Source organism: Rhizobium gallicum bv. gallicum R602sp, from assembly GCF_000816845.1.
Lineage (GTDB): Bacteria > Pseudomonadota > Alphaproteobacteria > Rhizobiales > Rhizobiaceae > Rhizobium > Rhizobium gallicum.
Window position 1 is genome coordinate 35,238 of sequence record NZ_CP006877.1, and the last position, 20,822, is coordinate 56,059.

Annotated in this window: 23 protein-coding genes; 10 read left to right on the forward strand and 13 right to left on the reverse strand. The window is 58.7% G+C overall.

Annotation, left to right across the window (positions count from 1 at the left end):
• Positions 1-190: 190 nt before the first annotated feature.
• The 6 genes from ahcY to RGR602_RS00190 form a co-directional block, all read right to left on the reverse strand.
• Positions 191-1,591 (reverse strand): adenosylhomocysteinase, encoded by a 1,401-nt coding sequence (gene ahcY / locus RGR602_RS00165; RefSeq protein WP_039843422.1) that lies wholly within the window; start codon positions 1,589-1,591, stop codon positions 191-193.
• Positions 1,592-1,754: 163 nt separating this feature from the next.
• Positions 1,755-2,030 carry an HPr family phosphocarrier protein gene (locus RGR602_RS00170; RefSeq protein ID WP_039846553.1) on the reverse strand — a complete coding sequence of 92 codons (276 nt, stop codon included), beginning with the start codon at positions 2,028-2,030 and terminating at the stop codon, positions 1,755-1,757.
• 17 nt (positions 2,031-2,047) lie between these two features.
• Positions 2,048-2,449, reverse strand: a complete 402-nt coding sequence (locus RGR602_RS00175; RefSeq protein ID WP_039843423.1) for a PTS sugar transporter subunit IIA — start codon at positions 2,447-2,449, stop codon at positions 2,048-2,050.
• 152 nt (positions 2,450-2,601) lie between these two features.
• Positions 2,602-3,054 carry an HPr kinase/phosphorylase gene (locus RGR602_RS00180; protein WP_039843424.1) on the reverse strand — a complete coding sequence of 151 codons (453 nt, stop codon included), beginning with the start codon at positions 3,052-3,054 and terminating at the stop codon, positions 2,602-2,604.
• The gene (locus tag RGR602_RS00185) at positions 3,051-4,844 is read right to left on the reverse strand and encodes a sensor histidine kinase (RefSeq protein WP_039843425.1); all 1,794 of its coding nucleotides are present in this window, start codon (positions 4,842-4,844) and stop codon (positions 3,051-3,053) included. The genes RGR602_RS00180 and RGR602_RS00185 overlap by 4 nt, the downstream gene beginning before the upstream one ends.
• A gap of 77 nt (positions 4,845-4,921) precedes the next feature.
• Complete coding sequence (locus tag RGR602_RS00190; protein WP_194730257.1) at positions 4,922-5,653, reverse strand: response regulator transcription factor; 732 nt, start codon at positions 5,651-5,653, stop codon at positions 4,922-4,924.
• A gap of 78 nt (positions 5,654-5,731) precedes the next feature.
• Here RGR602_RS00190 and RGR602_RS36815 point away from each other — a divergent pair, with 78 nt between their 5' ends.
• From RGR602_RS36815 to RGR602_RS00205, 4 genes are all read left to right on the forward strand, one after another.
• Positions 5,732-5,875: a hypothetical protein gene (locus RGR602_RS36815; RefSeq protein ID WP_170250135.1), complete on the forward strand. Its 144-nt coding sequence runs from the start codon at positions 5,732-5,734 to the stop codon at positions 5,873-5,875.
• Positions 5,876-5,995: 120 nt separating this feature from the next.
• Positions 5,996-7,606: a phosphoenolpyruvate carboxykinase gene (locus tag RGR602_RS00195; RefSeq protein ID WP_039843427.1), complete on the forward strand. Its 1,611-nt coding sequence runs from the start codon at positions 5,996-5,998 to the stop codon at positions 7,604-7,606.
• 98 nt (positions 7,607-7,704) lie between these two features.
• Positions 7,705-8,139 carry an alternative ribosome rescue aminoacyl-tRNA hydrolase ArfB gene (gene arfB / locus RGR602_RS00200; protein WP_039843428.1) on the forward strand — a complete coding sequence of 145 codons (435 nt, stop codon included), beginning with the start codon at positions 7,705-7,707 and terminating at the stop codon, positions 8,137-8,139.
• 1 nt (position 8,140) lies between these two features.
• Positions 8,141-8,752 (forward strand): alpha-ketoglutarate-dependent dioxygenase AlkB family protein, encoded by a 612-nt coding sequence (locus RGR602_RS00205; RefSeq protein ID WP_039843429.1) that lies wholly within the window; start codon positions 8,141-8,143, stop codon positions 8,750-8,752.
• Between the two features lie 6 nt (positions 8,753-8,758).
• On the opposite strand, the gene coaA is transcribed toward RGR602_RS00205, so the two are convergent.
• The 7 genes from coaA to hisB are packed head-to-tail and all read right to left on the reverse strand — an operon-like array spanning position 8,759 to position 13,416.
• On the reverse strand, positions 8,759-9,754 hold the full coding sequence (coaA, locus tag RGR602_RS00210) for a type I pantothenate kinase (RefSeq protein WP_039843430.1): 996 nt from the start codon (positions 9,752-9,754) through the stop codon (positions 8,759-8,761).
• The gene (locus tag RGR602_RS00215; RefSeq protein ID WP_039843431.1) at positions 9,751-10,074 is read right to left on the reverse strand and encodes a phosphoribosyl-ATP diphosphatase; all 324 of its coding nucleotides are present in this window, start codon (positions 10,072-10,074) and stop codon (positions 9,751-9,753) included. The genes coaA and RGR602_RS00215 overlap by 4 nt, the downstream gene beginning before the upstream one ends.
• A 14-nt stretch (positions 10,075-10,088) precedes the next feature.
• Positions 10,089-10,877, reverse strand: coding sequence for an imidazole glycerol phosphate synthase subunit HisF (gene hisF / locus RGR602_RS00220; RefSeq protein WP_039843432.1), 789 nt, complete (start codon positions 10,875-10,877; stop codon positions 10,089-10,091).
• Entirely contained in the window at positions 10,874-11,623 is a 750-nt protein-coding gene (gene hisA, locus RGR602_RS00225) for a 1-(5-phosphoribosyl)-5-[(5-phosphoribosylamino)methylideneamino]imidazole-4-carboxamide isomerase (protein ID WP_039843433.1), read from the reverse strand. The genes hisF and hisA overlap by 4 nt, the downstream gene beginning before the upstream one ends.
• Positions 11,624-11,653: 30 nt before the next feature.
• Positions 11,654-12,304: an imidazole glycerol phosphate synthase subunit HisH gene (hisH, locus tag RGR602_RS00230; RefSeq protein WP_039843434.1), complete on the reverse strand. Its 651-nt coding sequence runs from the start codon at positions 12,302-12,304 to the stop codon at positions 11,654-11,656.
• Positions 12,304-12,783, reverse strand: a complete 480-nt coding sequence (locus RGR602_RS00235) for a DUF2628 domain-containing protein (RefSeq protein ID WP_039843435.1) — start codon at positions 12,781-12,783, stop codon at positions 12,304-12,306. The genes hisH and RGR602_RS00235 overlap by 1 nt, the downstream gene beginning before the upstream one ends.
• Positions 12,784-12,807: 24 nt before the next feature.
• Positions 12,808-13,416, reverse strand: coding sequence for an imidazoleglycerol-phosphate dehydratase HisB (gene hisB / locus RGR602_RS00240; RefSeq protein WP_039843436.1), 609 nt, complete (start codon positions 13,414-13,416; stop codon positions 12,808-12,810).
• Positions 13,417-13,593: 177 nt separating this feature from the next.
• On the opposite strand from hisB, the gene hslV reads away from it, so the two are divergent.
• The 6 genes from hslV to RGR602_RS00270 all read left to right on the forward strand — a co-directional run bounded on the left by hslV (position 13,594) and on the right by RGR602_RS00270 (position 20,805).
• Positions 13,594-14,121 carry an ATP-dependent protease subunit HslV gene (gene hslV / locus RGR602_RS00245; RefSeq protein ID WP_039843437.1) on the forward strand — a complete coding sequence of 176 codons (528 nt, stop codon included), beginning with the start codon at positions 13,594-13,596 and terminating at the stop codon, positions 14,119-14,121.
• A complete protein-coding gene (locus RGR602_RS00250; protein ID WP_039843438.1) occupies positions 14,108-14,632 on the forward strand; it encodes a GNAT family N-acetyltransferase in 525 nt (174 codons plus the stop codon). Before hslV ends, RGR602_RS00250 begins: the two co-directional genes overlap by 14 nt.
• Positions 14,629-15,936, forward strand: a complete 1,308-nt coding sequence (gene hslU / locus RGR602_RS00255; protein ID WP_039843439.1) for an ATP-dependent protease ATPase subunit HslU — start codon at positions 14,629-14,631, stop codon at positions 15,934-15,936. Before RGR602_RS00250 ends, hslU begins: the two co-directional genes overlap by 4 nt.
• A gap of 189 nt (positions 15,937-16,125) precedes the next feature.
• On the forward strand, positions 16,126-17,073 hold the full coding sequence (locus RGR602_RS00260; protein WP_039843440.1) for a DUF1402 family protein: 948 nt from the start codon (positions 16,126-16,128) through the stop codon (positions 17,071-17,073).
• Between the two features lie 47 nt (positions 17,074-17,120).
• Entirely contained in the window at positions 17,121-18,533 is a 1,413-nt protein-coding gene (locus RGR602_RS00265; protein WP_039843441.1) for a cytochrome P450, read from the forward strand.
• Positions 18,534-18,624: 91 nt separating this feature from the next.
• Positions 18,625-20,805 (forward strand): malate synthase G, encoded by a 2,181-nt coding sequence (locus RGR602_RS00270; RefSeq protein WP_039843442.1) that lies wholly within the window; start codon positions 18,625-18,627, stop codon positions 20,803-20,805.
• The last annotated feature ends 17 nt before the right edge of the window (positions 20,806-20,822 follow it).

The following is a 20,822-nucleotide window of genomic DNA, read 5'->3' on the forward strand; positions in this document are numbered from 1 at the left end:
TCCGTCCTTCAATGTGCCGCATCACGACAAGACATCCCATTTTCGGGCAAACCGGATACCTCCGCGCCACGAATCGAGTTCTAGAACAATACTTCGGAAGGGAATCGGCGGGAAGGTGGGACCCAAAAAATAGGGATGCCGCATTTGTCAATGCGGCATCCCCAAGATGTTGTGGATATTGTTGCCGAGGTTAATATCTGTAGTGGTCGGACTTGAAAGGACCCTTCGGCGACACGCCGATATAGGCGGCCTGTTCTTCAGAAAGCTGCGTCAGTTTCACGCCAAGCTTGTCGAGGTGCAGGCGGGCAACCTTCTCGTCGAGATGCTTCGGCAGAATATAGACCTTGTTTTCGTACTGCCCGGGCTTGGTGAAGAGCTCGATCTGCGCCAGTGTCTGGTTGGTGAAGGAGGCCGACATCACGAAGGACGGATGGCCTGTCGCGTTGCCGAGATTGAGCAGGCGGCCTTCCGAAAGAAGGATAATGCGATTGCCCTTCGGGAACTCGATCAGATCGACCTGCGGCTTCACATTCGTCCACTTGAGGTTACGGAGTGCCGCGACTTCGATTTCATTGTCGAAGTGGCCGATATTGCCGACGATCGCCATGTCCTTCATCTGACGCATATGGTCGATGCGGATGACATCCTTGTTTCCGGTCGTGGTGACGAAGATATCAGCAGACGAGACGACGTCCTCGAGCAGCACGACTTCGTAACCGTCCATCGCTGCCTGCAGCGCGCAGATCGGATCGGCTTCGGTGACCTTGACGCGGGCGCCGGCGCCCGAAAGCGATGCCGCTGACCCCTTGCCGACGTCGCCATAGCCGCAGACGACGGCAACCTTGCCGGCCATCATGACGTCGGTGGCGCGCCGGATGCCGTCAACCAGCGATTCCTTGCAGCCATACTTGTTGTCGAATTTCGACTTGGTGACCGAGTCGTTGACGTTGATCGCCGGGAAAGGCAGCAGACCCTTCTGGCTGAGCTGGTAGAGGCGGTTGACGCCGGTGGTGGTTTCTTCCGTGACGCCCTTGATCGCATCACGCTGCTTCGTGAACCAGCCCGGTGAAGCGGCAAGACGCTTCTTGATCTGTGCGAAGAGGATCTCTTCTTCTTCGGAATGCGGGTGCGAGAGTACATCTTCGCCGGCTTCGGCACGCGCGCCGAGCAGGATGTACATGGTGGCATCGCCACCATCGTCGAGGATCATGTTGGAGAGGCCGCCATCGGCCCACTGGAAGATCTTGTCGGTGTAGACCCAGTAATCTTCGAGCGACTCGCCCTTGACGGCAAAAACCGGTACGCCCGATGCGGCGATTGCGGCAGCGGCATGGTCCTGGGTCGAAAAGATGTTGCAGGAAGCCCAACGGACTTCTGCGCCGAGCGCGGCGAGCGTTTCGATCAGAACGGCCGTCTGGATCGTCATGTGCAGCGAGCCGGTGATGCGCGCGCCCTTCAGCGGCTTTGACGGGCCGAATTCGGCGCGACAAGACATGAGGCCCGGCATTTCAGTTTCGGCGATCGAAATTTCCTTGCGGCCGAAATCCGCCAGACCGATATCGGCGACGACATAATCTCTTTCAGTGCTCATCGAGGTCTCCAGCTGAAAAGCGTCTCATAAGCGCGCAGTTGACGGCGCGATAGCTCGAACGCGTGCATTGACGCACGGCCATGCCCGCCGTGTAGCAGGCTTCGCATGCGATGGCAATAAGGATATAAAGAAGTCTTTATATGTTTATATGAAGCCTGGAAGGCTACATTTCTTCGCCGAACTTGTCCTGAACCAATTGATCCAATGCGTTCAGCGCTTCGGCCGCCTGATTGCCGCTCGCAGAAACGAGAACTGTCGTGCCCGGACTCGCGGCAAGCATCATCAAGCCCATGATCGAGGTGCCGCCGACTGTCATTCCGTCCTTGGAGACAGTAACGGCAGCGTCGAATGTTTCGACCATTTGGACGAATTTGGCGGAGGCGCGCGCGTGAAGGCCGCGCTTGTTTACGATGAGCAGTTCCCGGGAAAACGAGGTCATGGCGGGACTTGTTTTCATCATTTGCCACTCAGAACGCGGCTGGCGACGTTGATGTATTTCCGCCCGGCCTCCGACGCTTCGACGAGCGCCTTTTCCATGTTGTTTTCGCCACGCACGCCAGCAAGTTTGATCAGCATCGGCAAGTTCATGCCGGCAATCACTTCGGTATGACCGCTGCTCATGACCGAAATAGCGAGATTGGAAGGAGTACCCCCGAACATATCGGTCAGGATGACGACGCCGTGGCCGTCGTCCGCGCTAGAGACCGCCTGCAGGATATCCTGTCGTCTCTGATCCATATCGTCTTCGGGGCCGATGCAGACCGTCTCGATAAATTTCTGAGGACCGACGACATGCTCTACAGCATGACGAAACTCTTCAGCCAGCTTGCCATGAGTGACAAGCACAAGTCCGATCATGATTCAACTGCTCCCAATGGCATATAAACGGTGGCCCCAATATCGCAACGCAGCAATCGCGTCCACCGGTGGGGGCACATCTTGGCCATCAAAAGCCGAAGTGCAAGATAAAAATGCAGGCATATGCGGCGAATGCGCCTATGCAGCAGGCATTATCGGCCGATGTCCGGTGCCATTGCCATCAAAATCGCGAGAGGTACTGGAGCGTTTGGCAGCAAGCGCAGAGCCGGCAGCGAAAAGCCTTCTGCGAATTGAGCGACGTCGTTTTCAGGCGGCAGACGATTTTCGCCCGACGTACTGCCGGGCAGCACGGCATAATGCATCGGGGCGAGCGGAACGCTTTCGCACTTGACGATGCCGGTACCGCGCAGCTCGATCAAACCAGAGATTGCGGACGGTCGTTCAGCGATCATCTGTCCGTCGCGTTTCGACAGAAATACCTGATCGTCGGCGACCAGTGAGGCGGGCAGCCCCATCCGTTTGGCTTCCGTGATGCACGTGAATGCCAGCATGGATTTACCCCAGCCGGAGGGGCCAACAAAGAGCAGGCCGGTCTTGTTGACGACGATCGCCGTGGCGTTGATGTTGAAAGTTGCGCCCGTCATGATGACACCGAGACTGCGGGGAGGGCCAGAATGAAGCGGGCGCCAAGCACATCTGCCCTTTCTGCATCGATGATGTTTTCGGCACGCAACGAGCCGCCATGGGCCTCTGCGATCTGACGGCTGATCGACAGGCCAAGACCGGAATTTTGCCCGAACCCTTCTGACTCGGGCCGGTCGGTATAGAAGCGCTCGAAGATGCGGTCGATATTTTCGGCCTGGATGCCCGGACCGTTGTCTTCGATATAGACAATGCAGCGCGACCGGGTGCGGAACAGCCGGACGGTGATCTTGCCGCCTTCATCCGGAACGAAGGAGCGGGCATTCTCGATGAGGTTGGTAATGATCTGACCGATACGCAGATCATGACCATTGACGACGAAGCGCGTCTTGACGCCGGGCTTGCGTTCGATCGCGAGCTCGATCTGTACCTCTTTATTCTTGTGGCGAATCTGCCTTGAAACCTCCACCAGATCGCTGAGGAACACCTCGAGATCGACGGATCGAGCATCGACGCGGGCAAGTTCGGCATCGAGGCGCGAGGCGTCGGAGATATCGCTGATGAGACGATCGAGGCGGCGGACGTCGTGCTGGATCACATCCATCAACCGCTTCTTGGAATCGTCCGACTTGGCTAGCGGCAGCGTTTCCACGGCGCTGCGAAGCGAGGTCAGTGGGTTCTTGAGCTCGTGGCTGACATCGGCGGCAAAGCTCTCGATCGCATCGATACGGTCATAAAGTGCGGTAGTCATCTCGCGGAGCGCGATCGAAAGGTTGCCGATCTCGTCCTGGCGGGCTGAGAAATCCGGGATTTCCTCGCGCTCCTTTGCGCCGCGCCGGACGCGGATCGCCGCAGCCGAGAGACGGCGAAGCGGATTGGCGATGGTCGAAGAAAGAACCAGCGACAACAGAACATTGACGAGTGTCGCCACACCGAAGACGCGCATGATCGCCAAGCGTTCGGCATGAACGATGTTGTCGATGTCACCGGCTTGCGTCGAAAGCAGCAGAACGCCGAGAACGGCACGAAAACGCTGGATCGGGACAGCTACAGAGACGATGAGTGCGCCCTTGTCGGTGGTGCGTACAACGGCGCCGCGCACTCCCGTCAACGCATTCATCACTTCCGGATAGATCGACCCGTCGCCACCCGGCGCTTCCTTGTAGACCGGCAGATTTCCAGGCTGGAGCGCCTTGTTGAAAAGGGTTGTAAGCCATTCAGCCCAAGTCTGCTTCTCTTCCTCCACCGGCGGCAGGTCGAAGCGCAAGACCTGACCTCGCGAATAGAGATGGCGCGAATCGAGAAGCAAGTTGGCATCGGCATCAAAGATGCGGGCACGCGTCCGCGTGGGCGAAATCAACCGTCTGAGAACCGGTGCTACCTTTTCCGGATCGATCGGGAATTCAAGATCCTCATCATTCGGGACGGGCGTAATGCTCTGCCCGGCCTGCAGTTCGAGAAGCTTCTGCGGATCGATGGTGATAGAGTTCGTATCGACGGAGGCCGATGCCGAAACCGCACCGGCGATGATTTCGCCCTGCGTGAGCAAGCTCTCGACGCGGGCGTCGATCAGGCCCTCGCGAAACTGGTTGAGGTAAAGAATGCCGCCGACAAGGACGAGCAGTGCTGCGAGATTGAAGAAGAGGATGCGGCGCGTCAGGCTCGAAAAGACCGCATTGCCGAAGATGCGGCGAATGATGGTGAAGGGATGCGACCAGCGCCTTCCCCTGACACGGCGGCCGCTCAAGCCTTCCGCATCATCCAAATCCCTTTCCTGCACCAACTGTGCCAACGACAGGCCCTTTCGGAGGGCGTGGCGGTCTCCCGCCTCCAGCCCTCGACAATACTCATGCGCCGCGCCGACAGGCGTCAGGCTGCTTCGCGGAAGCGGTACCCCACTCCGTAAAGCGTTTCAATCATATCAAAGTCGGTATCGACCATCTTGAATTTCTTGCGAAGCCGCTTGATGTGGCTGTCGATGGTACGGTCGTCGACATAGACCTGTTCGTCATAGGCCGCGTCCATCAGCGCGTCGCGGCTTTTCACCACGCCCGGCCGTTGTGCGAGCGAGTGAAGGATCAGGAACTCGGTTACCGTCAGCGTCACCGGTTCGCTCTTCCATGTGCAGGTATGGCGTTCCTGGTCCATCACCAGCTGGCCGCGTTCGAGTGAGCGCGCGAGCTGGGCAGCGCCTGTTTTTGGCGCGGCGCCAGCGCCAGCAACCGTCGTTGTTTCCCGGCTGGAAGCCCGGCGAAGCACGGCGCGGACCCGTTCCACGAGCAGTCGCTGGGAGAATGGCTTGGTGATGAAGTCATCGGCACCCATCTTCAGGCCGAAGAGTTCGTCGATCTCCTCGTCCTTGGACGTGAGGAAAATCACCGGCATATCGGATTTCTGCCGCAACCGGCGCAAGAGCTCCATTCCATCCATGCGCGGCATCTTGATATCGAAGATAGCGAGTTGCGGAGGGCGCGCGATAAGGCCATCGAGGGCCGAGGCGCCATCCGTATAGGTTTCGACCTTGTATCCTTCGGCTTCCAGTGCGATCGACACGGAAGTCAGGATATTGCGGTCGTCGTCAACGAGCGCGATTGTCGCCATGGTGTTCATCTCCGTCATCTATGCGCATCTCCCGGAATGTCTGATGTCCCCAGGCCGGCCCAACGACCGGAGGCGCTTATGGAGGATAAAGGTGGAACAAATTGTGGCAAAGATAAAGGGCAGGCATTGCTGCAATGTGCAAATGGTGGACGCACGTGGCGCGGCGAAAACCAAACCCAAACGCATAATTCAAACGATTTAAAATACACGAAGGAAATTTAAATCGATTAATTATTTGATATCATTATATTTTCGCCATTTTGCACTATTGCTTTTTAAAATTGGTCACCGTAGTTTTGCTCTTGGTTTTAACGGCGGAAGCCTTGGACGAAAGGAAAAGCCATGGAGACGTTCGGAATTCACAACCCGGCGATAACGCTGGCGACGATTGGTTTGAGCGGCGCAAAAAGCGTCCGCTATAACCTCACCGCCGCCTCCCTTTATGAAGAAGCGATTCGCCGCGGTGAAGCCGAACTGACGGCCCAAGGCGCCCTTCGTGCATTGACGGGACAACATACCGGCCGCTCGCCACGCGACAAATTCGTCGTTCGCGATGCCAATACCGACGGCGAAATCTGGTGGGACAACAACAAGCCGATGTCGCCGGAGCATTTTGCCTTGCTGCATCAGGATATGCTGGCGCATGCCGCCGGCAAGGAGCTTTTCGCCGAGGACCTGATCGGCGGCGCCGACAAGAACTACTCGCTGCCGACGCGTGTGGTGACGGAATTTGCCTGGCACTCGCTTTTCATCCGCAATCTTCTGATCCGTCCGGAGCTTTCTGCCCTTGCATCCTTCGTGCCGAAACTGACGATCATCGATCTGCCGAGCTTCAAGGCCGATCCGAAGCGTCACGGCTGCCGCAGCGAGACGGTTATTGCATGCGACCTGACGAACGGTCTCGTGCTGATCGGCGGCACATCCTATGCTGGAGAGATGAAGAAATCCGTCTTCACCGTACTCAACTACCTCTTGCCGTCAAAGGGTGTCATGCCGATGCATTGCTCGGCTAATGTCGGCCCGGATGGCGATTCTGCGGTCTTCTTCGGCCTCTCCGGCACCGGCAAGACGACGCTGTCGGCTGATCCGTCGCGCACCCTGATCGGAGACGACGAGCATGGCTGGGGCGAAAACGGCATCTTCAATTTCGAAGGCGGCTGCTACGCCAAGACAATCCGTCTTTCGGCGGAGGCGGAGCCGGAAATCTACGCGACAACGCAGCGTTTCGGCACGGTACTGGAAAACGTCGTGCTCAACGAACTGCGCGAGCCCGATTTCGACGATGGCTCGTTGACGGAAAATACGCGCTGCGCCTATCCGCTGAATTTCATTCCCAATGCCTCGAAGACGGGCCTTGCCGCGCATCCGAAAACGATCATCATGCTGACGGCGGATGCTTTCGGCGTCATGCCGCCTATCGCGCGTCTGACGCCGGATCAGGCCATGTATCACTTCCTTTCCGGCTACACCGCAAAGGTCGCCGGCACGGAAAAGGGAGTGACGGAACCAGAAGCGACGTTCTCGACCTGCTTCGGTGCGCCGTTCATGCCGCGTCATCCAACCGAATATGGCAATCTGCTGAAAGAACTCATCCATCGCCACGGTGTTGAATGCTGGCTTGTCAATACCGGTTGGACGGGTGGTGCTTATGGTACCGGCAAGCGCATGCCGATCAAGGCCACACGTACTTTGCTGTCGGCAGCGCTCTCCGGCGAACTGGCCAAGGCAGATTTCCGCATTGATCCTAATTTCGGTTTCGCGGTGCCCGTGACTGTCGCTGGCGTCGAAAGCGGTATTCTCGATCCGCGCTCTACGTGGGCCAACGGTGCAGCCTATGATATTCAGGCAGAAAAGCTCGTCTCCATGTTCATTTCGAACTTCGCGAAGTTTGAGGCACATGTCGACGGCGGCGTGCGCGATGCGGCGCCCGGCATCAAGGCTGCGGCCGAATAGGTTCTAAAATATTGATGATTCACGTGAAACCCGGCCCATTCCGCCGGGTTTTTCTTTGCGTGTTTTAAAATTCCCGCGGATATGAGATAGAAGCCCGCATGGCCAGCGACGCGCTCTATATCAACGACGGGATCACCATCGCTGGATGGGAGCTGACGGAACAATTTGTTCTGGCCGGTGGCCCCGGCGGCCAAAATGTCAACAAGGTTTCGACGGCCGTCCAGCTGTTCTTCAATATCCCCAATTCACCTTCGCTTCCCGATCGCGTCAAGACGAATGCCATCAAGCTTGCCGGCAAGCGCATGTCGAAAGAGGGCGTGCTGATGATCGAGGCAAGCCGCTTTCGCAGCCAGGATCGCAATCGCGAGGATGCGCGAGAACGCCTCAAGGAACTGATCCTTGGGGCCGCCAAGCCCCCACCGCCACCGCGCAAGAAAACGAAACCGACCAAAGGCTCGATCGAACGCCGCCTGAAGGAAAAATCCGGGCGCGCCGAAGTGAAGAAGATGCGCGGCCGTCCCGGCGGAGAATGATATGACGGAGCTTTCGACCGGCGTCCGTCACTTTCCGGAATATCTGGACCGCGCCCGGCAGGAAGCGCTCGTGGAAATGATCCGCAGCATCGTCGCTGAGGCTCCGCTTTTCGTGCCCGTGATGCCGAGCACGGGCAAACCGATGTCGGTCCGGATGAGCAATTGCGGTCCACTGGGCTGGGTCACCGATAAGGAGCGCGGCTACCGCTATCAATCGACGCATCCTGTCACCGGCAGGCCGTGGCCGGCGATGCCGGACGTCTTGCTCGACATCTGGAACGGTGTTTCCGACTGCGAAAAACCGCCGCAGGCTTGCCTGATCAATTTCTATTCGGACGACGCAAGAATGGGTCTGCATCAAGACAGGGACGAGCAGGATTTGAAGGCGCCTGTCGTTTCGATCTCCCTCGGCAACAGTTGTCTTTTCCGCATCGGCGGGCTTTCCCGCACAGACCGCACGCGGTCGGTCAAACTCGCCAGCGGCGATATCGTGGTTCTTGGGGGCGAAGGGCGTTTATGCTTTCACGGCGTCGACCGCATCTATCCGGCAACTTCGACGCTGCTCAAGAATGGCGGGCGGATCAATCTGACGTTAAGGCGTGTGGATCCGTGAATCCGGCTAGAGCTTCCTGAGCGCGACCTGCTCGATGAGGTGGTTTTCGCCCTTGCGCAGGATCAGATCAGCCCGTGGGCGGGTCGGCAGGATGTTCTGCCGGAGATTCTTCAGGTTGATGTTGGCCCAAAGACCTTCGGCGATGGAAAGCGCTTCTTTTTCGCTGATCGAGGCATAGCGATGGAAATAGGAATTCGGATCGCGGAAGGCGGTTTCGCGCAGACGCATGAAGCGTGTGACATACCAGTTGTGGATCAGTTCTTCTTCGGCATCGATGTAGATCGAGAAATCGAAAAAGTCGGAAACCATCGGCACGATCTTGCCGTCGGCCGGAAGGTCGCGCGACTGCAGAACGTTGATGCCTTCGAAAACCAGGATGTCGGGCCGGTCGATGATCGTGTATTCGTTCGGAACGACGTCATAGACCAGATGAGAATAGACGGGCGCCTTCACATTCGGCTGTCCGGCCTTGATCGCGGAGAGAAATTTCAGGATGGCGCCTGTGTCGTAGCTTTCGGGAAAGCCCTTGCGCTGCATAAGGTTTTCCCGCTCGAGTACTGCGTTTTGATGCAGAAAGCCGTCGGTCGTGATCAGGTCGACCTTTGGACTCGATGGCCAGCGCCGCAGCAGTTCCTTCAAGATACGCGCGGTCGTTGATTTACCGACGGCGACGGAGCCGGCGATGCCGATGACGAATGGTGTTTTCGTCACGTCGGACAAGCTGAGGAACCGGTTGCGCTGTTCAAAGAGCAATTGCGATGATTCGACATGTGAGGAGAGCAGACGCGACAGCGAGAGGTAGATGCGCCGGACTTCGTCGAGATCGACCGGATCGCCCATCGAGCGCAACCTCGCGACCTCCTCGGCCGTGAGCGTGAGCGGCGTGTCGGCGCGGAACTTCGCCCATTCCTCGGAAGAAAAGAAATTATACGGCGAATAGGAATTCGCCTGGAAGTGATCGAGCGTTTCTGGCGCCCCGAGAATTTGCGTCGCGATACTCATGAACTCTGCCGGCTGGCCTTTTCCTTGACGCCGGATTGAGCCGTACGCCGCTCAAGCTCCGCCATCACATCCTGCAACGGAATGCCTGCTATCTTCAATACGACCAAAAGGTGATAGAGGAGGTCGGCCGCCTCGTAGGTAAGATTGGCGCGATCCCCCGCTACAGCAGCCATGACGGCTTCAATGGCTTCTTCGCCGAGTTTCTTTGCTGCCTTCTGCTGCCCGGCGGCAACGAGCTTCGCCGTCCAGGATTCATCCGGTGAGGCCTTCGACCGCTCATCGACGATCTTTTCCAGATCGGAAAGGGAAAATCCGGTCATACTGTCGCTTTCAATCAGTCGAGGCGCATCGCGATGCCATGCGAAGACATATAGTGCTTCGCTTCGCCGACGGAATAGGTGCCGAAATGGAAGATGGAGGCAGCAAGCACGGCATTGGCATGACCATCCTTCACCCCTGCGACCAGATCGTCGAGATCGCCGACGCCGCCCGATGCAATGACGGGCACGCGAACGCAATCGGCGATCGCCCGGGTGAGCTCAAGATCGTAGCCGACTTTCGTGCCGTCGCGATCCATCGAGGTGACAAGCAGCTCGCCGGCGCCGCGCGCAACCATCGTCTGTGCAAATTCCACGGCATCGATGCCGGTCGCGGTGCGGCCGCCGTGAGTATAGATTTCCCAGGCGCTCAAGTTGTCCTGGCCAACAGCCTGCGTGCGCCGTCGCTTGGCGTCGATCGAAACGACGATGCATTGGTCGCCGAACTTGTCGGCAGCTTCAGCGACGAAGTCTGGATTGTTCACGGCCGCCGAATTGATCGAGACCTTGTCGGCACCGCACAGCAGCAGCTTGCGGATATCGCCGATGCTGCGCACGCCGCCGCCGACAGTCAGTGGCATGAAGCACTGTTCGGCGGTGCGGGAAACGACATCGAAGATCGTTTCGCGATTGTCCGATGAGGCCGTGATGTCGAGGAAGCACAGCTCGTCTGCGCCGGCAGCATCATAGGCTTTCGCAGCCTCGACCGGATCACCGGCATCGATCAGGTTGACGAAGTTGACGCCCTTGACGACACGGCCGTCTTTGACGTCGAGGCAAGGGATGACGCGGGCTTTCAGGGTCATTGTGTGTCTTCCTTTTCCCGCGCCGCCTTGATCAGCGCCAAGGCTTCCCGAGGATCAATTCGTCCATCATACAGCGCACGGCCGGAGATGGCACCTTCCAGCTTGCGGGCGTCGGGCTGCAGCATGCGCTTCACATCCTCGATCGAAGCGAGCCCGCCCGAGGCAATCACCGGGATCGAAACGGCATCGGCAAGCTCCAGTGTCGAGGTCCAGTTGATGCCGGTCAAAATCCCATCGCGATCGATGTCGGTGTAGATGATTGCCGCCACGCCGGCACCTTCGAATTTCCTGGCAAGTTCGACGACGCCAAGCTCGGAGGCTTCCGCCCAGCCCTCCACGGCCACCTTGCCACCCTTCGCATCGATGCCGACGGCGACGCAGCCCGGAAACTGCCTGCAGGCCTCGATGACCAGCGCCGGATCGCGAACGGCAACCGTACCGAGGATCACACGTGTCAGGCCGCGGGAGAGCCAGTTTTCGATATGCGACAGCGTTCGGATGCCGCCGCCGAGCTGCACCGGATTCTTCGTTGCCTTGAGGATCGTGTCGACGGCCGCGCCATTGACGCTTTCGCCGGTAAAGGCGCCGTTGAGGTCAACAACATGCAGCCATTCGAAGCCCTGGTCTTCGAACGTTTTCGCCTGTGATGCAGGGTCGGGGTTGTAGACCGTTGCCTGCTCCATATCGCCGAGCTTCAGGCGAACGCATTGGCCGTCCTTGAGGTCTATTGCTGGAAATAGGATCATGTTGGTTCAGTCCTTGCGGTCTGCGCGAGCCTAAGGCTTCCAGCGCAGGAAATTGGTGATCAGGGCGAGACCGAGCTTCTGGCTCTTCTCCGGATGGAATTGCGAACCTGCCATGTTGTCGCGTCCGACGAAGGCCGTCATCGCTCCGCCATACTCTGTCGTGGCGATGACATCGCCGGCGCTTTCGGCGGCCAGATAGTAGGAATGCACGAAATAGGCATGCAGGCCATCAGGCCCTGTCGGAATGCCTTCGAAGAGTGGATGCGGATGCCGAAGGTCGAGTGTGTTCCAGCCGATTTGCGGAATCTTGAGGTCGGGATCGTCCGGTGTCATTTCAACGACGTCGCCAGGAATCCAGCCGAAACCTTCCGTCACCGTTTTTTCAAGGCCGCGCGACGACATCAGCTGCATACCGACGCAGATACCGAGGAATGGCCTTGTCTTCCTCTCAACCGCTTCGATCAGCGCTTCGGTCATGCCGGGAACGGCATCGAGCCCGTGGCGGCAATCGGCATAGGCACCCACACCCGGCAGCACGACCCGATCGGCCGACGCGACATTCTCGGCCTTGTCCGTTAGATCGATGTGGGCGTCGATGCCTGCCTCGCGTGCGGCGCGTTCGAAGGCCTTCGTTGCCGAGCGCAGATTGCCCGAGCCGTAGTCGATAATTGCGACGCGCATCAGCGTCCTCCGTTAAACCCAAAGAGACCAAGCGAAGTCGTATTGCCATGGCGGCCGGCGGAGTGCGGATGTCGCTCCCACTCCGGCGCGGGCATGCGGTCGCCATCGGTCTCGATATTCGAAAAATAGATCTCTTCCGCGGTCGCAAGCGAATCTGCCGTAATCACGGCTTCCTCGTTCCAGCCTTTGGAAGCGAGATTTCGGATTCGCAGGTTCTGGCCCTCGAAGCCGGCTAGGATGCAAGTGCCGAGCGTGATCGCAAAGCCTGCCGGCCAGAGTCCGGGCCGATCCATTAAAACGCCGCCGAGCCCCTGAAGCAGGAATGCTGCAATCGCATAGAGCCAAAGCCGGTGTAGAAGAAGCCATAGCCAGGGAAAGAGAAAGCCGAGCAACGTGAAGCCGTCGCGGATGACGCGCGTCTTCTCATGGGTGACGTCCGTTCCGCCAGGAGCCGTCAAAACCAGATAGCTGGAAGTCATATCGTTCAAGCTCCCTGAAGGGGCTCAGACGAGCGTGCCCTTCGTCGAGGGAACACGGCCCGCCTGTCTTGGATCGATCTCTGTCGCCATGCGCAACGCGCGGGCAACGGCCTTGAAGCAGGTCTCTGCAATATGGTGGTTGTTGGCACCATAATGGTTCAGGATATGCAAGGTGATGCCGGCGTTCTGCGCAAGTGCCTGGAAGAATTCGCGGATAAGTTCAGTGTCGAAGGTGCCGATCTTTGGCGCGTTGAAGGCGACGTTCCAGACAAGGAACGGCCGGCCGGAAAGATCGACGGCGGCTTTCGTCATCGTTTCGTCCATGGCAAGGTCGATCGAAGCATAGCGCGTGATGCCACGGCGGTCGCTGAGCGCTTGTGCAATCGCCTGGCCGATCGCAATCCCGGTATCTTCGACCGTGTGGTGATCGTCCACATGCAGGTCGCCCTTCGTCTCGATCTCCATATCGATCAGGGAATGTCGCGAAAGCTGATCGAGCATGTGGTCGAAGAAGCCGATGCCCGTCGAGATCTTGGCTTTGCCGCTACCATCAAGATTGACGGAAACGGAAACCGAAGTCTCGTTGGTCTTGCGCGAAACATTGCCCATGCGGCTTGCTGCAGTCTCGGCCATATGGCTGCTCCATCAGGAATGACGGCCGTTCCTTATCAGGCGTTCCCTAAAATATCCAGAAGCGCACCGGCAGAAAAACCGGCCCATTTGCAATCGGCATCGGCCAACTTACATAGGGCTCACAGGGCCGGAGAGCGGCTCGGCGTAACGCCCGCTGATCCGGGCAAGGATGTTTTGATGACAACGATTATTACAATTCGAAAGGGCGGCAAGGTGGTGATTGCCGGTGACGGCCAGGTCAGCCTCGGTCAGACCGTCATGAAGGGCAATGCGCGCAAGGTGCGCCGTATTGGTAAGGGCGAGGTCATTGCCGGCTTTGCTGGTGCGACCGCGGACGCATTTACGCTGCTCGAGCGTCTTGAAAAGAAGCTCGAGCAGTATCCGGGCCAGTTAATGCGCGCAGCCGTTGAGCTCGCCAAGGACTGGCGCACGGATAAATATCTTCGCAATCTCGAGGCCATGATGCTGGTCGCCGACAAATCGATAACACTGGCAGTCACCGGCAACGGCGATGTTCTGGAGCCCGAGCATGGCGTCACGGCGATCGGATCTGGCGGCAACTACGCATTGGCGGCGGCGCGTGCCCTGATGGATACGGACAAGTCTGCCGAGGAGGTGGCGCGCCGCGCGCTGGATATCGCAGCCGATATCTGCGTCTATACGAACCACAACATGGTGGTGGAAACACTGGATGCTGAAAACTAAGCCTGCCTCCCGCTACCGTTTCCGCGACGTCTGCCATGAGGATTTCCCTCTTCTGGCGCAATGGCTTTCGGAGCCGCATGTCGCGAGATGGTGGGGCGAAGCTTCAACGGAGCTTGGTTCGATCGAAGAGGCAATGACGAGCGAAGAAACACGGCCAATGATCGTGGAACTGGACGGAAAGCCTATAGGTTATCTGCAAAGTTACGATCCTCATCTCGAGGAGGGCCATCCTTATCAGGATCAGCCGAAGGGTACGCTCGGCATCGACATCTCGATCGGTATTCCGGAACTGACGGACAAGGGCCACGGTGCTGCGATCATCCGCCAGTTTACGTCCGAGCTTTTTGCAGACGGCGCCAAGCGCATCGTGATCGATCCGGATCCTGAAAACCTTCGGGCGATCAGGGCTTACGAGAAGGCGGGCTTTCGCTACGTCGATACAAGAACTTCCATTTACGGTCCGGCCCATTTCATGGCGCTGGACGCACCCGGAGAAACGGATTTACCATGACCACCTTTTCCCCCCGCGAGATCGTTTCCGAACTCGACCGCTACATTATCGGTCAGCATGAGGCCAAGCGCGCCGTGGCGATTGCGCTCCGCAATCGCTGGCGCCGTCAGCAGCTTGACCCGAGCCTGCGTGACGAAGTGATGCCCAAGAATATCCTGATGATCGGCCCGACCGGCGTCGGCAAAACGGAGATTTCCCGCCGTCTTGCCAAGCTTGCCGGTGCGCCCTTTATCAAGGTCGAGGCAACCAAGTTCACTGAGGTCGGTTATGTCGGCCGCGATGTCGAACAAATCATCCGCGACCTCGTCGAAATCGGCATCGGGCTCGCGCGCGACAAGAAGCGCGCCGAGGTCGAATCAAAGGCTCATATGAGCGCCGAGGAACGCGTCCTTGATGCCCTTGTCGGTGCGACCGCCTCTCCTGCTACCCGTGACAGCTTCCGCAAGAAGCTGCGCAATGGTGAACTCGACGACAAGGAGATCGACATCGAGGTTGCCGATACCGGCGCGGGCATGGGCGGCTTTGAAATCCCCGGCATGCCCGGTGCCAATATCGGTGTTCTCAACATCTCGGAAATGTTCGGCAAGGCGCTGGGCGGACGCACCAAGAAGGTCCGCACGACGGTGAAAGCCTCCTATACCGATCTCATCCGGGACGAGTCCGACAAGCTGATCGACAATGATATCATCCAGCGCGAAGCCGTGCGCGCGGTCGAAAATGATGGCATCGTCTTCCTCGACGAGATCGACAAGATTGCGGCGCGGGACGGCGGCATGGGGGCCGGCGTGTCGCGCGAAGGCGTGCAGCGCGATCTTCTGCCACTCGTCGAAGGAACGACCGTCTCCACGAAGTATGGACCGGTGAAGACGGACCATGTCCTCTTCATCGCCTCGGGCGCCTTCCATGTGTCGAAGCCTTCCGATCTCCTGCCGGAATTGCAGGGCCGCCTGCCGATCCGTGTCGAACTTCGACCGCTGACCAAGGAAGACTTCCGACGCATCCTGACCGAAACCGAAGCGAGCCTGATCCGGCAGTATCGCGCTCTCATGGAAACGGAGAACCTGAACCTAGAATTCACCGACGATGCGATCGATGCCCTGGCTGATGTCGCAGTCCATCTGAACTCTTCGGTCGAAAACATCGGCGCTCGCCGGCTGCAGACAGTAATGGAACGTGTACTGGACGATATTTCCTTCAACGCGCCGGATCGCGGTGGTTCGGCGATAAAGATTGACTCGGCCTATGTGCGTGAGCACGTCGGCGATCTGGCGCAGAACACGGATCTCTCGCGCTTCATCCTGTGATATTGGCGCACCGGCTGCAACCTTTGCAGGTTCCACAGCGGATTTCGACAGTCTGAACTCTCGACAGCGGGCCTTTTACTTCTTAGTGAAGGCCCGCTTGTTTGTGAACGCGGCTTTATTCGGCCAAGATTCTGGTCCAGTCAGCGCGCTTCGCCATGAAGACGATATAACCAGACGGAATAGCTGATCGTGCGACGCCTCTTGACATGCCTCCTGATCGCCATTGCGGCGCTCACATCCGTGCCAGCCTATGCCGTTGAGGTCGTGCCGCCCGGCAATCGCAACATCGAGCAGCCCGCGGTCCCGGGCGCATCCGTCCGCCGCACCAAGGGCACCAAGTCGACCTTCGACCGTAAGTACGAGAAAGTTTTCGAACTGCTCTCCACCGATCGCGAACTGATGGGCAAGATCAGGAAGACGGCCGCCGCCTACAGCATCGATCCCATCCACATCATCGGCGCCATCGTCGGCGAGCACACTTATAACGTCGATGCTTATGACCGCCTTCAGTCCTACTACGTGAAGGCCGCATCCTATGCCGGCGAGAGCTTCCGCTTTGCCTTCGAGGGCGAGGGCGTCGACACTTTCGTCGATCGTCCACAGTTTGCAGAGTGCAACGGCAAGCGTGATTCCTATCTGCTCTGGAGCTGCCGTGAGGATGTTTGGGAACGCGACTTCCGTGGGAAGGCTGTCGACGGCAAGAGCTTCCCGAACAATCGCTTCAGCGCCGTGTTCTTCCAACCGTTTTATGCCGGTCAGACCTTTGGTCTCGGCCAGGTGAACCCGCTGACGGCATTAATGCTCTCGGATCTGGTCAGCCGTGTTTCCGGCTATCCGAGACTGAACGAAAAGGACGCCGGCGCCGTTTACCGCGCCATCATGGAGCCGGATATCTCGCTCGCCTTCGTTGCGGCCTCGATCCGCGAGTCGATCGAAGATTACAAGCAGATCGCCGGCATGGATATTTCGAAGAATCCTGGTCTGACTGCGACGCTTTACAATGTCGGCAATTCGCGCCAGCGCGCTTTGGCTCTCGCCGCGAAGAACCAGGCTGCAGGTGCGCTAGTCTGGCCAGAGGAGAATTATTACGGCTGGCTGATCAACGACAAGCTGGACGAGCTTGAGGGCCTGCTCTAACCTTCGCCTTGGCGCGAGGTTATAATCCTCCGCGAAAGGCCATTTCCATGGATATGCGACCGGAACCGTTTGTTCCACCCGCACCGCTGCCGCGCTCTGTGCCGCCGTCGCCGCTGGAGATCATCCGCACGATCCTTCGCAATCCGCTGGAGCTCTGGGGCGAGCCGTCCTACACGCTTCCCTGGATCAAGACGCGCTTCTTCCACGACAGCACGATCATCGTCAACGATCCGGGTCTCATCAAACATGTGCTGGTCGACAACGTCGCGAACTACCGCATGGCGGATATCCGCCAGCTCGTATTGCGCCCGATATTGCGCGACGGATTGCTAACGGCCGAAGGGGAGGTCTGGAAGCGATCGCGCAAGGCGGTTGCTCCCGTGTTCACGCCGCGCCACGCCAAGGGTTTCGCAGGGCAAATGCTGCGGCAATCCGAGGTCTATGCGCGAAAATACGAAGCGGTCGCAGGCGAGAGCCAAGTATTCGAAATCGCCAGCGATATGACCGAGCTCACCTTTGCGATTCTCGCCGATACGCTGTTTTCCGGTGAGATCGTCACCTCATCAGACAGCTTTGCTGAGGATGTGAACGCGCTTTTGCACCGTATGGGCCGCGTCGATCCCATGGATCTCCTGCGAGCGCCGTCCTGGGTGCCGCGGGTGACACGCATTGGTGGCCAGAAGGTTCTCGACAAGTTCCGCACCATCGTGCGCGAGACGATGGACGCCAGGCTCCGTCGCATGGCTGCCGATCGCGGTTCGGCCCCGGAAGATTTTCTGACTCTGCTGCTCGACCGGGCAGCAACGGGCGGCCTCACCAATGAGGAAATCGAAGACAATATTCTGACCTTCATCGGCGCGGGTCACGAAACGACGGCGCGAGCGCTCGCATGGACGCTCTATTGCGTGGCGAACAGTCCGCATATCCGCGACGCGATGGAGGAAGAGATCGGCCGCGTTCTCGCAAGCGGCGCCGAGCCCGTCGAATGGCTCGATCTGATGCCCTTCACCCGCGCCGCCTTCGAAGAGGCCCTAAGGCTCTATCCGCCGGCGCCGTCGATCGACCGTGCGGCGATCGCCGACGACAGCTGGACAGATTCCAAGGGCGAGAAGGTCGATATTCATGCCGGCATGACGGTGCTCGTCATGCCCTGGACGCTTCACCGGCATGAACTCTATTGGGAGAAGCCGCGTTCCTATATGCCCGAGCGGTTTTTCCCGGAAAACCGCGGCAAGATCGGCCGGTTCCAGTTCCTGCCGTTCGGTGCCGGTCCGCGCGTCTGCATCGGTGCCACCTTCGCCATGCAGGAGGCGGTCATCGTGCTGGCCGTATTGATGAGCCGTTTCCGCTTCGACGTGACCGAAAAGACCAACCCCTGGCCGGTGCAAAAGTTGACGACCCAACCTCAGAACGGTCTGCCGATGCGGGTCACGGAGCGTACTGTTTCCTTATCGGCATAAATCTTTCGAACTATTGCAGAATTGACTATGAATGAAAGCGGCGCAAATTGACAGCATGTGAAAACGCCGCCTTCCGCGGGAGGAGAATTGCATGAGCTGCATCGAAAAGAACGGTCTTTCCATCGAAACTGTCCTTCATGACTTCATCGTCAACGAAGTGCTTCCAAGCCTTCCGGTTGACGCGGATGCATTTTTCGCCGGCTTGTCCGCAATCGTTCATGACCTCGCGCCGAAGAACCGCGAACTGCTTCTGAAACGCGATCACCTGCAGGCGCGTATTGACGAATGGTATCGCCAGAACGGTGCGCCGGCGGACACGGAAAGCCATCAGGCCTTTCTGCGCGAAATCGGCTACCTGCTGCCGGAAGGCTCGGATTTCCAAGTTTCGACCGACAATGTCGATCCCGAGATCGCTTCGATTGCAGGGCCTCAGCTCGTCGTTCCCGTCATGAATGCGCGTTACGCGCTGAACGCCGCAAATGCGCGCTGGGGCTCACTTTATGATGCGCTTTACGGAACGGATGCCATTCCCGAAAACGACGGAGCGGAAAAAGGCAAGGGATACAATCGGAAGCGCGGCGAAAAGGTCATCGCCTGGGTTCGCGATTTTCTGGACAGCGCCGCGCCGCTCGAGGGCGCGAGCTGGAAGGAGGCGGCTGCCTTCAAGGCCGACGGCGGAATTCTCGCGGTCACCTCGACGGACGGCGAGAAACTGGCCCTCACGGATAGTCGGCATTTCGCCGGCTATCGAGGCGATGCGGACGCGCCGACACATCTGCTCTTGAAAAACAATGGTATTCATATCGAGATTATCATCGATGGCTCGACGCCGATCGGAAAGGGCGATCCGGCGCAGATCTCCGATGTCTGGCTCGAATCTGCGATCACGACGATCATGGACTGCGAGGATTCGATTGCCGCGGTCGATGCCGAGGACAAGGTTGTCGTCTATCGCAACTGGCTGGGTCTCATGAAGGGTGACCTGCAGGAGGAGGTGAGCAAGGGCGGCGCGACTTTTGTCCGCAAGCTCAATCCCGACATCACCTATCAGGCGCCGGACGGTTCCGCCTTTGATTTGCACCGCCGCTCGCTGATGCTCGTCCGCAATGTCGGCCACCTTATGAGCAATCCGGCCATACTCGACCGCGACGGCCGGGAAGTTCCTGAAGGCATCATGGATGCCGCCATTACGGCTCTGATCGCGCTTTACGACATCGGTCCCAACGGCCTCCACAAGAACTCGCGCACCGGCTCGATGTATGTCGTCAAGCCGAAGATGCATGGGCCCGAGGAAGTGGCCTTCGCCGTCGAGATTTTCTCCCGCGTCGAAGAACTGCTCGGCATGGCGAAGAACACGATGAAGATGGGGATCATGGATGAGGAGCGCCGCACGACGGTAAATCTCAAGGAATGCATTCGTGCTGCCCGCGAGCGCGTCGTCTTCATCAATACGGGCTTCCTGGACCGTACCGGAGACGAGATCCATACTTCGATGGAAGCAGGCCCGATGATCCGCAAGGGCGATATGAAGCAGGCGGCCTGGATTTCCGCCTACGAGAACTGGAACGTCGATATCGGCCTCGAATGCGGCCTGTCCGGTCACGCGCAGATCGGTAAGGGCATGTGGGCGATGCCTGACCTGATGGCAGCCATGCTGGAGCAGAAGATCGCTCACCCGAAGGCCGGCGCCAACACCGCCTGGGTTCCCTCGCCAACCGCAGCAACACTGCATGCGACGCATTATCACCGGATCAAGGTGGCCGATGTTCAGCGCGGACTGAAGGATCGTGCGCGCGCCAAGCTCTCCGATATCCTTTCCGTTCCTGTCGCCACCCGGCCGAATTGGACAGCGGAAGAAATCCAGCGAGAACTCGACAATAATGCGCAGGGCATCCTCGGCTACGTCGTCCGTTGGGTCGATCAAGGTGTCGGCTGCTCAAAGGTGCCCGACATCAACAATGTCGCCCTGATGGAAGACCGCGCAACGCTTCGCATTTCCGCTCAGCACATGGCCAACTGGCTGCACCACAAGGTCGTCAGCGAAGCGCAGATCATCGAAACGATGAAGCGCATGGCCGCAGTCGTCGATCAGCAGAATGCCGGTGATCCCGCTTATATGCCGATGGCGGAGAATTTCGAGCGCTCGGTCGCCTTCCAGGCAGCCGTCGATCTTGTCTTGAAGGGCAGGGAGCAGCCGAGCGGCTACACGGAACCGGTTCTCCATCGCCGCCGTCTTGAGGTCAAAGGCAAGCAGGCTGCACAAGGCTCATGATCTAACAAAAGGCCACC

Bases quoted from the DNA above. Each gene is read 5' to 3' on its own strand.
- ahcY (WP_039843422.1), bottom strand. From the start codon at position 1,591: ATGAGCACTGAAAGAGATTATGTCGTCGCCGATATCGGTCTGGCGGAT.
- RGR602_RS00170 (WP_039846553.1), bottom strand. From the start codon at position 2,030: ATGACCTCGTTTTCCCGGGAACTGCTCATCGTAAACAAGCGCGGCCTT.
- RGR602_RS00175 (WP_039843423.1), bottom strand. From the start codon at position 2,449: ATGATCGGACTTGTGCTTGTCACTCATGGCAAGCTGGCTGAAGAGTTT.
- RGR602_RS00180 (WP_039843424.1), bottom strand. From the start codon at position 3,054: ATGACGGGCGCAACTTTCAACATCAACGCCACGGCGATCGTCGTCAAC.
- RGR602_RS00190 (WP_194730257.1), bottom strand. From the start codon at position 5,653: ATGGCGACAATCGCGCTCGTTGACGACGACCGCAATATCCTGACTTCC.
- RGR602_RS36815 (WP_170250135.1), top strand. From the start codon at position 5,732: ATGGAGGATAAAGGTGGAACAAATTGTGGCAAAGATAAAGGGCAGGCA.
- RGR602_RS00195 (WP_039843427.1), top strand. From the start codon at position 5,996: ATGGAGACGTTCGGAATTCACAACCCGGCGATAACGCTGGCGACGATT.
- arfB (WP_039843428.1), top strand. From the start codon at position 7,705: ATGGCCAGCGACGCGCTCTATATCAACGACGGGATCACCATCGCTGGA.
- RGR602_RS00205 (WP_039843429.1), top strand. From the start codon at position 8,141: ATGACGGAGCTTTCGACCGGCGTCCGTCACTTTCCGGAATATCTGGAC.
- coaA (WP_039843430.1), bottom strand. From the start codon at position 9,754: ATGAGTATCGCGACGCAAATTCTCGGGGCGCCAGAAACGCTCGATCAC.
- RGR602_RS00215 (WP_039843431.1), bottom strand. From the start codon at position 10,074: ATGACCGGATTTTCCCTTTCCGATCTGGAAAAGATCGTCGATGAGCGG.
- hisF (WP_039843432.1), bottom strand. From the start codon at position 10,877: ATGACCCTGAAAGCCCGCGTCATCCCTTGCCTCGACGTCAAAGACGGC.
- hisA (WP_039843433.1), bottom strand. From the start codon at position 11,623: ATGATCCTATTTCCAGCAATAGACCTCAAGGACGGCCAATGCGTTCGC.
- hisH (WP_039843434.1), bottom strand. From the start codon at position 12,304: ATGCGCGTCGCAATTATCGACTACGGCTCGGGCAATCTGCGCTCGGCA.
- RGR602_RS00235 (WP_039843435.1), bottom strand. From the start codon at position 12,783: ATGACTTCCAGCTATCTGGTTTTGACGGCTCCTGGCGGAACGGACGTC.
- hisB (WP_039843436.1), bottom strand. From the start codon at position 13,416: ATGGCCGAGACTGCAGCAAGCCGCATGGGCAATGTTTCGCGCAAGACC.
- hslV (WP_039843437.1), top strand. From the start codon at position 13,594: ATGACAACGATTATTACAATTCGAAAGGGCGGCAAGGTGGTGATTGCC.
- RGR602_RS00250 (WP_039843438.1), top strand. From the start codon at position 14,108: ATGCTGAAAACTAAGCCTGCCTCCCGCTACCGTTTCCGCGACGTCTGC.
- hslU (WP_039843439.1), top strand. From the start codon at position 14,629: ATGACCACCTTTTCCCCCCGCGAGATCGTTTCCGAACTCGACCGCTAC.
- RGR602_RS00265 (WP_039843441.1), top strand. From the start codon at position 17,121: ATGGATATGCGACCGGAACCGTTTGTTCCACCCGCACCGCTGCCGCGC.
- RGR602_RS00270 (WP_039843442.1), top strand. From the start codon at position 18,625: ATGAGCTGCATCGAAAAGAACGGTCTTTCCATCGAAACTGTCCTTCAT.